At 50.5% G+C, this 12,685-nt stretch carries 9 protein-coding genes; all 9 read right to left on the bottom strand.

Going from position 1 to position 12,685, the window contains the following annotated elements:
• Positions 1-97: 97 nt before the first annotated feature.
• Positions 98-4,432: a PolC-type DNA polymerase III gene (locus FC49_RS03150; protein ID WP_056984147.1), complete on the bottom strand. Its 4,335-nt coding sequence runs from the start codon at positions 4,430-4,432 to the stop codon at positions 98-100.
• Positions 4,433-4,499: 67 nt separating this feature from the next.
• Positions 4,500-6,236, bottom strand: coding sequence for a proline--tRNA ligase (locus FC49_RS03155; RefSeq protein ID WP_003715277.1), 1,737 nt, complete (start codon positions 6,234-6,236; stop codon positions 4,500-4,502).
• Positions 6,237-6,255: 19 nt separating this feature from the next.
• Positions 6,256-7,530 carry an RIP metalloprotease RseP gene (rseP, locus tag FC49_RS03160; protein ID WP_003715133.1) on the bottom strand — a complete coding sequence of 425 codons (1,275 nt, stop codon included), beginning with the start codon at positions 7,528-7,530 and terminating at the stop codon, positions 6,256-6,258.
• 19 nt (positions 7,531-7,549) lie between these two features.
• On the bottom strand, positions 7,550-8,335 hold the full coding sequence (locus tag FC49_RS03165; RefSeq protein ID WP_056984149.1) for a phosphatidate cytidylyltransferase: 786 nt from the start codon (positions 8,333-8,335) through the stop codon (positions 7,550-7,552).
• Between the two features lie 14 nt (positions 8,336-8,349).
• A complete protein-coding gene (locus tag FC49_RS03170) occupies positions 8,350-9,129 on the bottom strand; it encodes an isoprenyl transferase (protein ID WP_056984151.1) in 780 nt (259 codons plus the stop codon).
• Positions 9,130-9,396: 267 nt separating this feature from the next.
• Complete coding sequence (gene frr, locus FC49_RS03175; RefSeq protein WP_003715201.1) at positions 9,397-9,957, bottom strand: ribosome recycling factor; 561 nt, start codon at positions 9,955-9,957, stop codon at positions 9,397-9,399.
• A gap of 2 nt (positions 9,958-9,959) precedes the next feature.
• Positions 9,960-10,682 (bottom strand): UMP kinase, encoded by a 723-nt coding sequence (gene pyrH / locus FC49_RS03180; RefSeq protein ID WP_003711736.1) that lies wholly within the window; start codon positions 10,680-10,682, stop codon positions 9,960-9,962.
• A gap of 73 nt (positions 10,683-10,755) precedes the next feature.
• Entirely contained in the window at positions 10,756-11,631 is an 876-nt protein-coding gene (tsf, locus tag FC49_RS03185) for a translation elongation factor Ts (RefSeq protein ID WP_056984152.1), read from the bottom strand.
• 107 nt (positions 11,632-11,738) lie between these two features.
• Positions 11,739-12,527: a 30S ribosomal protein S2 gene (gene rpsB, locus FC49_RS03190; RefSeq protein ID WP_003711718.1), complete on the bottom strand. Its 789-nt coding sequence runs from the start codon at positions 12,525-12,527 to the stop codon at positions 11,739-11,741.
• Between the last annotated feature and the right edge of the window lie 158 nt (positions 12,528-12,685).

Below are 12,685 nucleotides of genomic sequence, written 5' to 3' on the forward strand. Positions count from 1 at the left end.
AATAGCAAAGAGGCTGGAGTGGTTCCCAGCCTCTCACTTTTGCCCCTTTGTTGCCCCATAACGAGGGCAGCAAGGCAGCTATAATTATTTTCGTATTTTAACCCAAGTCAGAAAACAGGTCGAGCTGATTGCTATCCGGTAATTGGTCAATAACATGGTTCTCGGTCATAAAGTCGATGAGCGTCTGGGAAACCTTTCCCCGGTCAGCCAACTCTTCCTTTGAAAGGAATGGCCGCTCTTCCCGCGCCGCCACAATTTGCTTTGCCACGCTCAGACCCAAACCTGGAATTGCACGGAATGGTGCAATCAAAGAATCGCCGTCAATCAGCCAGTTTGACGCGTCGGACCGTTCCAGGTCAACCATCTTAAACTTAAAGCCCCGTTCCAACATTTCATTTGCCAATTCCAGGATGGTTAAGAGACTCTTTTCCTTGGCACTAGCGTCATTACCCTTGTTGCTGATCTCTGCCATCCGGGCTTTGACTGCCTCTTTGCCGTGGGCCATTGCGACAATGTCAAAGTCGTCAGCACGGACGGAGAAAAAGGCACAGTAGTAAACCAGCGGGAAATAAACCTTAAAGTAGGCAATTCGCAAGGCCATCAAGACATAGGCTGCGGCGTGGGCCCGCGGGAACATATACTTGATTTTCAGGCAGGAATCCATATACCACTGCGGAACATTGGCTGCCCGCATCTTTTCCTGCCATTCATCCGGAATTCCCCGGCCGTGCCGCACGGATTCCATTACCTGGAAGGAGGTTTCCGAATCCAATCCATAGTGGATCAAGTCGGTCATGATGTTATCACGGCAGCCAATCACGTTGGCAATCGTCGCGGTTCCCTCTTTAATCAACTCCTGGGCGTTATCCAACCACACACCGGTCCCGTGGGAAAGGCCAGAAATCTGCAGCAACTGCGAATAGTTCTTCGGGTGGGTGTCGTTTAACATCCCCCGGACGAACCTGGTCCCGAACTCCGGCAAGCCGAGGGTTCCGGTCTTACTCTGAATCTGCTCTTCAGTCACCCCTAAAATCTTTGGACTGGAGAAGAGCGCCATCACGCCCGGATCATTCATCGGAATCGTCTTCGGATCAATCCCGGAAAGGTCTTGCAGAGCACGAATCATCGTCGGATCATCATGCCCCAGAATATCCATTTTCAAAATGTTATCGTGGATCGAGTGGAAATCAAAGTGGGTAGTTTCCCAGGCGGCGTTCTGGTCATCAGCAGGGTACTGAACCGGGGTGAAGTCGTAAATATCCATATCATCGGGCACAATGATAATCCCCGCCGGGTGCTGACCGGTCGTCCGTTTGACCCCAGTTGCGCCCTGGGAGAGACGGTCCTCCTCAGCCCCCCGGAACTGAACATCGTTATCCCGCTCGAAAGCCTTAACATAACCATAGGCAGTCTTGTCGGCAACCGTTCCAATCGTCCCGGCCCGGAAAACGTTCTCCTCGCCGAACAATACCTTCATGTAGTTGTGGGCGATTGGCTGGTAGTCTCCGGAGAAGTTCAAATCGATATCCGGCACCTTGTTTCCTTTGAACCCCAAGAAGGTTTGGAAAGGAATATCGTGACCATCCTTCACCAGTAAAGTTCCACACTTCGGGCACTTCTTCTCTGGCAAGTCAAAGCCGGAGCTGTATTCCCCTTTCGTGTAGAAGTGGGCAAACTGGCACTTCGGACAGCGGTAGTGCGGTGGCAGTGGGTTAACCTCGGTAATCCCCGACAGGGTTGCAACCACACTCGAACCAACTGATCCCCGGGACCCAACCAGGTACCCGTCCTTGTTGGACTTGGCTACCAGTCGCTGGGCAATCAGGTAAATAACCGAGAACCCGTTCTTAACGATACTGTTTAGCTCCAGTTCCACCCGGTCCTTGACAATCTTAGGCAACGGGTTACCGTACCAGGCCTTGGCAGTATTCCAAGTCCGGTCTTGAATTTCCTGCTCAGCACCCTTCATGTGCGGCGTGTACAGCTTGTCCTTGACCGGCCGAATATCATCAGCAATCATATCCGCAATCGCATGGCTATTATCGACCACCACCTGCTTAGCGGTGTCTTCACCGAGAAAGCTAAATTCCTCCAACATCTCATCAGTCGTGCGGAAGTGGACGTCTGGCCGCCTCGTCCGGTTAAGTGGGTTGGCACCCCCCTGTGAATTAATTAAAATTCGCCGGTAAATCCCATCATGCGGGTTGATGTAGTGAACATCTCCCGTTGCAACGACCGGCTTCTTGAGCTCCGTTCCCAGCTTAACCATATTTTGCAGGATGTCGTCAAGGTGATCACGATCCGCAATCACGTGCGTTTCCAGCAGCGGGGCATAGTTGGGCCGGGGCTGAATTTCGATATAGTCATAGTAACGCGCCTTCTTGAGAGCCTCCGGATACCCCTTTTCCATCATTGCGGTAAAGACTTCGCCAGAGGAACAGGCTGTCCCCAAAAGAAGGCCTTCCCGGTACTTGGTCAGCACCGTCCGGGGGATCCGTGGAACCCGGTGAAAGTAGCGGACGTTGGATAGGGAAACCAGTTTAAAGAGGTTCTTTAACCCCGCCTGCGTCTGTGCAAGCAGGGTCACGTGGAACGGCCGGGCGTGTTTATAAGCATCGTTTTCCGCCATGTGCTGGTTCAGGTCATCAACGTAGCGAATTTCATACCGCTTCTCGGCATCCTTGAGAAACTTGTAAAGGAGGTGCCCAGTCGCCTCAGCATCATAATTGGCACGGTGGTGGTGCTCAAGGGCCACCTTGAATTTCTTACTCAGGGTATTTAAGCGGTAACCACGCATATTGGGGTATAGGAAGCGCGCCAGCGGCAGTGTGTCAATCACGGGCTCGGTAATCTCCTCCATCTGGTGCCGCCGGTAACCGGTATTCATAAAGCCCATATCAAAAGAAACATTATGCCCGGCAATGATCGTCCCCTGGCAAAAGTCCTTAAATATCTTAAAGACTTCTTCTTCGGTCTTCGAGCCCCGGACCATCTCATCAGTAATGCTGGTCAAGTTGGTCGTCTGTTCGGAGAGCGGGAAACCGGGATCAATAAACTCATCAAAGCGTGCCAGGACTTCACCATTCTTCATCTTGACCGCGGACAGCTCGATAACCTTGTCATAAATTGCGGATAGACCGGTCGTTTCCACGTCAAAGATGACGTAAGTATTATCCTTGAGTTGGGCATGGTTTTCGTTGTAAACCAGTGGGACCCCATCATCAACCACGTTGGCTTCCATCCCGTAAATCATCTTGAGCTTGAACTTCTTCCCCGCCTTATAGGCTTCCGGGAAGGCCTGGACGTTCCCATGATCCGTTACCGCGATTGCCGGTTGGCCCCACTTGCTGGCCTGCTTAGCAATTTCCGTGATGGAATTGGTAGCATCCATCTGACTCATCTCTGTGTGGGTGTGCAGTTCAATCCGCTTTTCATCAGCCGGTGCCTGGTCCTGACGTTCCTGGTGGCTCACCTGGTTGATATCATAGGCATTGATCACCAGGTCGTGCATCCAGGTATCTTCCTGGACCGGCCCCCGGACTTTAAGCCACATCCCCGGTTTAATGTTTGCAAACTGGGCTTCTTCATCACTGTTCCGGGAGAATTTCTTAACTGCAAATGATGAAGTGTAGTCAGTGATTTCAAAGGTCAGCAGCTGGCGGCCTGATCGGAGTTCACGAACCTCAGTGTTAAAGACGTAGCCTTCGACCACTACCGACCGTTCTTCCCCCTGAATATCCTTCATCTGAACAACATCAAGTTTATCATTGATAACCCGGCCGAGTTGCGCCGGACCATCTGCTGGCTGAACAGCTGCTTTTTGCTTGTGGGTCGCGTTTTTCTTTTTGATTTGCGCCATTGCCTTGGCCGCCAGCGCAGCGTCCGCAGCCTCGTGCTTTTCCCGCAGCTCCTTAATCTTTGCCTGGGAGGCCGACTGGTCGACGAAGGGGTGGATTTTAAAGCGGGGGAAGCCCAGCTGCTGGTAACCCGCCTCGATTGCCGATAGCGACTGCTGCGTTAACCGCTCCTTGATGATCTCGTTCTCGACCACGATGGTCACCCGACCGTCACGGACTTCCGGCACCGTCTCTAGGCAGGCCTGACGCAACATTGGCGAATCCACAGCGCCATGCTGAATAACGTACTCCCAATAATCGGCCACCAGTTTAGGGTCGACCTCAGTCGTAGGACTGCTGATTTGCAGGTCGACTTCGGCAATGTCTTTAAAGCCAACCCGGACCGCCTGGTAAAGTTCCTTGAACAGGTTGAGGGATAGCGGCCGCCGCAAGATGAGGTGGAATTCCCAACGACGGCTATTCTTGTGAACAACCACTGACTGGACGGCTGCCCCCTTGAACGCCGGGTTGCCCTTTTCCGGAAAGTGGACCTGCTCCAGTAATTTTTCAAATAACTCTTGTCGATTTAGCGCCACTACTCTTCGCTCCTCCTAGCTAAAAAATGTGGTGCGTTCGATTTTTAGTGTTCGCACCACATTTTTATTAATCGTTGCTCGTTTGCTTATCCAACTGCTTCAGTAAGATTCCAACCGTATTAACCAGCTCTTCCTGCTTGACTTCAAGGGTTTCACCGGTCTTACGGATTTTAACTTCGACAATACCGTCAGCGGCCTTCTTACCAATCGTGACCCGCAGCGGAATCCCAATCAGGTCAGAGTCAGCAAATTTAACCCCGGCCCGTTCCTTCCGGTCATCAACCAGGACTTCGTAGCCAGCCGCAGTCAGTTGCTGCTCCAACTCGTTTGCCATGGTCATCTGCTCATCCTTCTTTGCATTTACCGGAATGACGTGAACATCAAACGGTGCAATGCTGTCTGGCCATACCAACCCGTTTTCGTCGGCATTTTGTTCGGCCACCGCAGAAAGCATCCGGGTAACCCCGATCCCGTAACAGCCCATAATCATATCCACGAGGCGACCGTTTTTATCCAGCACCTGTGCGCCGAGCTTCTTGGAATAGCCAGTTCCCAGCTTAAAGATATGACCGATTTCAATCCCATTGGTGAACTTGATTGGGTAGCCGTCTGGAGCAATTTCGCCTTCCTGGACATTCCGGAAGTCACCGAACTCGTCCACCCGGAAGTCGCGGTCAATGTTGGCATTGACGTAGTGGTGGCCATCATCATTAGCGCCACAGGCCATGTTGACTAACACTTTGACGTAGTTGTCGGCTAAAATCTTGACGTCTTCACCGACCCCGACAGGCCCCAGGGAACCAGGGTGGGCACCGAGGTACTTAACAGCGTCTTCTTCAGAAGCCAGTTCCAGTTCTTCGCAGTCCAGAGCGTTTTCGACCTTGGTTTCGTTAACCTCGTCGTTACCGCGCATCAGGACCATTACTGGTTGGTAATCATCCTCACCCATCTTAGCCATGTAGAGCATTGACTTAATCATCTGTCCCTGGTCAACCCCCAGGCTTGCACAGGCTTCGTCGACGGTGTGGGCACCCGGCGTGGCTTTCTTTTCCAGTTCCTTTGGTTCAGCCGTCTGCTGGACAGCATCAAACTTGGACGTTGCCTTTTCCAGGTTGGCTGCATAACCACCATCGGTGTAGACAATCACGTCCTCACCAATTTCAGCCGGGGCGGAGAACTCCTGCGAGTTGTCCCCACCGATTGTCCCGGAATCAGCTAAGATGACCTTGTAACTTAGCCCGGCCCGGTCAAAGATATTGCGGTAGGCTTGGGCTTGCGCCTGGTAGGCCTCGTCTAGTCCCTCTTCGTCGGCAGCAAAGGAGTAGGCGTCCAGCATGGAGAACTCTTTGCCCCGGAGGACCCCATACCGCGGCCGCGGTTCGTTCCGGAACTTATCGGTAATTTGGTAAACGACCAGTGGCAACTTCTTGTAGGACTTAACACTGTCGCGGAGGATTTCAGTCATCGCTTCCTCATCGGTTGGCCCTAAAATATATTCCCGGTCATTGTGGTCCTTAAACTTGTAGAGGGTATCACCATAAGCTTCATACCGCCCGGTCTGCTTCCAGAGGTCAGCTGGCAGCATTGATGGTGTTTCCATCTGAAAGGCCCCCGCCTTTTCCATTTCCTCGTGCATAATCTTGTGAAGCTTCCGGATGACCCGGTAAGCCAGTGGCAGGTAGGCCCAAACACCGGCCGAAATTTGGTAAATGTAGCCGGCCCGTTCCATCATAATGTGACTGAGCGCTTCCGCATCACTTGGATTTTCCTTTTTAGTAGGAATCAACAATTTTGACTGCTTCATAATGCTTCTCCTTTACTAGCTACCGAATGAAATACCGTTGGATATCGTTCCAAGTAACTAAAATCATTAATACTAATAGTATCATAAAACCAAGCATCGTCACAATTCCTTCAGCCTTTTCCGGAATTGGCCGCCTGATTACTGCTTCGATAATATTTAACAGCAGCTTCCCACCGTCTAGTGCCGGAATCGGCAGCAGGTTAACGATCCCCAGGTTGATCGACAGGAGCGCCAAGAAGTTCAAAACACCATTGATTCCCAGCGCGGTCGCCTGTGAAGTCCCCGCATAAATAGCGACCGGACCGCCTAAATCATTCAGACTAAATCCATGGGTAAACATGTGACCAAGGACCGCAAAAATCAGCGTGCCGGCCTGAATGAATTGCTGCCAGCCGAACAGGAGCCGGGCACGAATGCCCTTCTCCTGTTGTTCGAGGATTCCAATCTGACCTACCGTTTCTTTCCCCTGCTTAACTGCCTGCGGACGCACGGTGGTCGTCTTTGTTTCCCCCTTATGGGTGTATGTCAACTTCACCTGTTGGTTCGGTTTGCTAGAAAGGTTAGTCGCTAGTTCGGCCCAGTTAGCAACTTTCGTACTGTTAACTTTAGTGATCCGATCCCCCGCGACCAACCCGGCCTTCGCCGCAACAGAGCCTGCATTGACTTTGCCGATTTGGTTGCTATTAGTGGGTACCCCCGTAAGGGTAAAGCCCAGGATAATAAACACCAGCAGCGATAAGATAAAGTTATTCATCGGCCCCGCAAAATTCGTCATCATCCGTGCAGGCAGGCTGGCAGAGCGAAACTGCACATCCCGCGGTGCGATTTGCACAACGGTCCCATCATGTTCAACCACCGTCGCATCATGATTCACTGGGTAGGTCTTCAGTTCACTTTCATCACCGTTAACATAGCCCTTCACCCAGAGCCCATCCACCAGGTCACTAGCAACCAGCTGCATCGGAATGCCCTGGAAAAGCGTCGCCTTGGAACTAGCATTAATCGTAACTACCTGATCGTCCTGGTTTAACTGCAGGGTTACCGGGGTCCCCGGCCGCAATTCATCCTCGTCTTCGTCATCACTGCCGGCGAGGCGGACATAGCCACCCACGGGTAATAGCCGCACGGTATACGTTGTTCCATTCTTGCGGGCCCACCAAATCTTCGGCCCCATCCCGATAGAAAACTCCCGTACCAGGATCCCCGCACGCTTAGCAAAATAGTAGTGTCCATATTCGTGTACCAGGACTAGAATCCCAAATACTAGAATAAAGGTAATAATTGTGACTATCACTGAATCCCTTCCTTAGCTATTAAATAATCCCTGCTAAGTGCAACATCGGCATCACAATCAGCATACTATCAAAACGATCCAAGATTCCCCCGTGGCCCGGAAGAATCTTACCCGAATCCTTAACGCCGTAGTAGCGTTTCAGCGAAGACTCGATCAGGTCTCCTAACTGGCCCATGATTGAAAGAATCAGGGTCAGAATAATCATCGTGATAAAACCATCGCCCACCGGGAAGAAGTAGAGGTATACCGCTAGAATAATTGTTGCGGCCACCGTTCCACCAATGGAACCTTCCCAGGTCTTATTAGGGCTGATCCGCGGGGCCAGCTTATTCTTACCGATTTTACGGCCAATCAGGTAAGCACCACTGTCAGTCAGCCAAACAATCAGCATTCCGTATAACAGGGTCTGGAAGTTAACTGCCCGGGCAACAACAAAGTAGTGGAAGCCCATCCCAACGTATAACATTGCCAGGGTCAACACCCCAGCGTCATCAAAAGTAAAGCGCTGCTTGCGAATCACGGTGTGCAGCAGTAAGAGGACCACTAAGACATAGAAGCCGAACCACCGGGTTGCCACACTAGGGAGAAAGTCCAGACAACTGTCTGGCAGGATCAGCAGCGCCACCCCTAGATAACTGATAATGGCCTCAAAGGAAATCAAAAACATCTTTTTCATGACTAATACTTCGGAAATTGCAACAATTCCCAAAGCAAGTGCAGCAATCGTCAGTGGCCAGCCACCGTAGACAATCAGTGGAATAAAAATTGCCAGGGCAATTACTGCAGTAATAATTCTCGTTTTCACGTTACCACCCGCTCCTATTCATTTTTTAAACCACCGAACCGCCGGTGGCGTCCCTGAAATTCTACGATTGCCCGCCTTAACGACTCCGCGTCAAAGTCCGGCCAGTGCTCGGGGACGAATTCTAATTCACTATACGCCAGTTGCCAAAGAAGAAAATTACTGATTCGCTCTTCACCACTCGTCCGAATCAATAAATCCGGGTCAGCGAATTCACCAAGGGGTGCCGTCATTAAGTGCTGACTAATCAGTTCCTCATCAATTGCCTCTGGGGAAATGGTTCCCGCCTGAACGGCAGCAGCCACCTCCTGAACGGCACGGGTAATTTCATCCCGACTTCCGTAATTAAGGGCAAAATTCAAAACCATCCCATCACAGTTAGCCGTATCCGCAATCGCATCATTAACCGCTTGCTGCGTCTTGGCTGGGAGGCGCTGAATGTCTCCCATCACCATTACCCGCACATTATTCTTCGCCAGGTCAGGCACGAAAGTTGAGAAGAAGCGGATTGGCAACTGCATTAGGTAGTTAACCTCACTCGAGGGCCGCTTCCAATTTTCGGTTGAAAAAGCGTAGAGGGTGAGGACCTTCACCCCCAAATTACTGGCCGCAATCGTAATTGTTTTCACGGTCTGCATTCCCTGCTTGTGGCCCGCAACCCGTGGCAAGTGGCGTTTTTGCGCCCACCGGCCATTGCCGTCCATAATGATGGCGATATGGTGAGGAATGCGCTCCATATCAATCGCCATGTTTTCACTAACGGGATCCTTTTTTGCGAACAATCTTTTTTCCTCCATCTATTAGCGTGTCTTTGCCATTCAAAAATAAACGCTAATTTATTATAAAGCTCCTGCGAATAAAATACAATTTGAAAGAGGGCGGGACAGAACGAGCTTGACTAGTTCGTCGTCCCACCTCCATCGACGCGCAGCTAGTCTATTGGGGAGTGGTCAAGCCCTGTTTTATCAGTGTTCGACCCGCCAATTGGCTCCCGCGCTGGTGCATTTTCAGCTTTAAAATAGCTAAGAGGCTGAGTTAGTCCTCGGCCTCCACAACTAATTACGTTATTGCAACAGTTCTTTTTCCTTCGCCGCAGCGATGTCTTCCAAATTCTTGATCCCAGCATCGGTTTCGTTTTGAACCTGTTTTTCCAGATCATGGAATTCATCATCATTGAAATCGCCGTTCTTGTTCCCCTTCTTGAGGTCGTCCATGGCTTCACGACGAACGTTGCGGACAGCAACCTTGGCCTTTTCTAATTCCGCCTTTACGTCCTTGACCAGTTCCTTTCGCCGGTCTTCCGTCAATTGCGGAATAATCAGCCGAATTGCACTACCGTCGTTCTGCGGTGTCAAGCCGAGGTTCGAAGCGTAAATTGATTTTTCAATTTCTTCCAGAATGCTCTCGTCATATGGCGTAATCAGCAATTGACGTGCTTCCGGAATCGTAATCGACGCCACTTGGTTTAACGGTGTCGGTGCTCCGTAGTATTCAACCTTCACTGAGTTCAGTAGGCTGGCATTGGCCTGCCCGGCCCGAATATCCGCCAGGCTCCGCTGTAACGCGTCACCTGACTTCTTCATCTTCTGTTTTGCATCGTTTAAGATTTCTTTGCTTGATGCCATTGTTAATCCCCCTCAATTGTTGTTCCAACTTGCTCGCCAGTAACAACCTTCATAATGTTACCAGCAGTGTTCAAATTAAAGACCACGATTGGAATGTGGTTGTCCATGGATAATGAACTGGCAGTTGTGTCCATCACATGGAGGCCCTTTTCGATCAGGTCCATATGGGTCAATTCGTCAAATTTAACGGCACTGCTATCCTGGTTGGGATCCGCGGAGTAAACTCCGTCGACCCCGTTTTTACCCATCAAAATTGCGTCGGCGTTAATTTCCGCAGCCCGCAATGCCGCCGTGGTATCAGTGGAGAAGTATGGGCTCCCCGTTCCACCAGCAAAAATCACAATCCGGTCCTTTTCAAGGTGGCGGATTGCCTTCCGCCGGATATATGGTTCAGCAATCTGCCGCATCTCAATTGAAGTTTGAACCCGGGTTGGCACCCCGATTGATTCCAGGGCATCCTGCAAGGACAGGGCATTCATAATCGTCGCCAGCATCCCGATATAATCGGCCTGGGCGCGTTCCATCCCCAGCTGTTCGCCAGTAACGCCCCGCCACATATTACCACCACCGACAACGATTGCAATCTGAACGCCCTTGTCATGAACGGCCTTTAGCTCCTTTGCAACATCCTGCAAAACCGGCGGGTTAATACCGAAGCCCTTTTCACCGGCCAGGGCCTCCCCACTCAGCTTTAGAATAACTCGTTGATACTTAATCTCTGCCATCGTGATCCTCCTTAACAGACCTTGTAAAAAAGGACGCACTCACCAGTACGTCCTTTCGTAGCCAACCGAACGCTTAGTTCATTTGGTCCTTAACTTCTTGTGCAAAGTCGTCTTGCTTCTTTTCGATTCCCTCGCCGACTTCGTAACGAATGAAGGACTTCAGCTTCCCACCGTTATCCTTAACGTATTCAGCAACGGTCTTGTCGGAATCCTTAACGAACTCTTGGTCAGCAAGGCAGATTTGGGATAAGAACTTGTTCAACCGACCTTCAACAATCTTGTCAACGATCTTAGCTGGCTTGCCTTCGTTGAGCGTTTCTTCCTTGAAGATTGCCCGTTCGTGGTCCAAACGGTCTTGGGAAACGTCAGCACGGGTCATGAATTCAGGGTTAATAGCGGCAACGTGCATTGCAACGTCCTTGGCGGTTACTTCGTCAGCACCTTCCAGAACAACCAGGGCAGCAATTTGACCACCTTGGTGCAGGTATGCACCGAAGCTGTCGCCGTCATCCTTTTCTACAACGGCAAACCGGCGCAGGCTAACCTTTTCACCAGTCTTTTGGGTAGTAGCGATGATGTCATCGTTCAAAGTCCCGTTGTCAGTCTTGATGGCCAGAGCTTCTTCAACGTTAGCTGGCTTGTTTTCACTGATTAATTCAGTAACCTTCTTCAAGAGGTCCTTGAAGGGATCACTAGCCGCAACGAAGTCCGTTTCGGAGTTCAATTCAACGATGGCTGCAGTATTACCATTAACGGCAACTTCTGCTAACCCTTCGGCAGCAACCCGGTCGCTCTTCTTGGCAGCCTTGGCGATTCCCTTTTCACGAAGGTAATCCATGGCCTTGTCCATGTCACCATCGCTGGCAACTAAGGCCTTCTTAGCATCCATAATGCCGGCACCGGACTTCTTACGTAATTGCATAACTTGAGCAGCTTTGATTTCAGCCATTACTAACTCTCTCCTTTAATTTTAAGATCTTTGCTAAAAAAGGGCTGTTTGTACTTAGGGCCACAATGGTCCATAACACAAAACAGCCCAAGTATTCATCGGTTATATTACTTGCCTTCAACACTGTTCTTCAGGTTCTTCAATGAATCTTCACTAACAGTTTCTTCTTCGGCGTTTTCGTCGGCAGCAGCTTCTGCTTGTTGAGCATCATCTTGACCCTGCTTACCTTCGACAATTGCGTCTGCCATCTTGGAAGTGATCAGACGAACGGCACGGATAGCGTCATCGTTTGAAGGGATAACGTAGTCGATGTCGTCTGGGTCGGTGTTGGTGTCAACCATCGCAACGATTGGAATGTGCAGCTTTTGAGCTTCCTTAACCGCAATTTGTTCCTTGTGAGGGTCAACGATGAACAGAACATCTGGGATCCGTGGCATGTCTTCAATCCCACCGAGGAACCGTTCCAACTTTTCGCGCTGCTTAGTTAAAACAGCAACTTCCTTCTTAGGAAGGACATCGAAAGTCCCGTCTTCAGCCATCTTCTTCAATTCCTTCAGACGAGCAATCCGGGATTGGATCGTCTTCCAGTTGGTCAGGGTACCACCTAACCAACGGTGGTTAACGTAGTATTGACCAGCACGAGTGGCTTCTTCTTCGATTGAGTCTTGAGCTTGCTTCTTGGTACCAACAAAGAGAACCACGCCGCCATCAGCAGCAACGTTCTTCATGTAGTCGTAAGCAGTATCAATCAGCTTAACAGTCTTCTGTAAGTCGATGATGTAGATACCGTTACGTTCAGTGAAGATGTATTCTTCCATCTTTGGGTTCCAACGACGAGTCTGGTGACCGAAGTGAACACCAGCTTCAAGCAATTGCTTCATAGTAACAACAGACATTAGTGTTATACCTCCAAAATGTTTTTTCCTCCCCGGGCGTCAGCTAAGTGCGGAACCTGACAAAAGTTAGGCACATCCCCACTTATCGGCACGGGTGTGTTATATGTTATTAAACACCGAATAATAGTATACAAAAAAGCCCCGTGCTTGACAAGTCT

Source organism: Limosilactobacillus oris DSM 4864 (genome assembly GCF_001434465.1).
GTDB classification, from domain to species: Bacteria; Bacillota; Bacilli; order Lactobacillales; family Lactobacillaceae; genus Limosilactobacillus; species Limosilactobacillus oris.

Excerpts from the sequence above, each read along its gene's own strand:
- rpsB (WP_003711718.1), bottom strand. The coding sequence starts at position 12,527 with ATGTCTGTTGTTACTATGAAGCAATTGCTTGAAGCTGGTGTTCACTTC.
- FC49_RS03155 (WP_003715277.1), bottom strand. The coding sequence starts at position 6,236 with ATGAAGCAGTCAAAATTGTTGATTCCTACTAAAAAGGAAAATCCAAGT.
- frr (WP_003715201.1), bottom strand. The coding sequence starts at position 9,957 with ATGGCATCAAGCAAAGAAATCTTAAACGATGCAAAACAGAAGATGAAG.
- pyrH (WP_003711736.1), bottom strand. The coding sequence starts at position 10,682 with ATGGCAGAGATTAAGTATCAACGAGTTATTCTAAAGCTGAGTGGGGAG.
- tsf (WP_056984152.1), bottom strand. The coding sequence starts at position 11,631 with ATGGCTGAAATCAAAGCTGCTCAAGTTATGCAATTACGTAAGAAGTCC.
- FC49_RS03170 (WP_056984151.1), bottom strand. The coding sequence starts at position 9,129 with ATGGAGGAAAAAAGATTGTTCGCAAAAAAGGATCCCGTTAGTGAAAAC.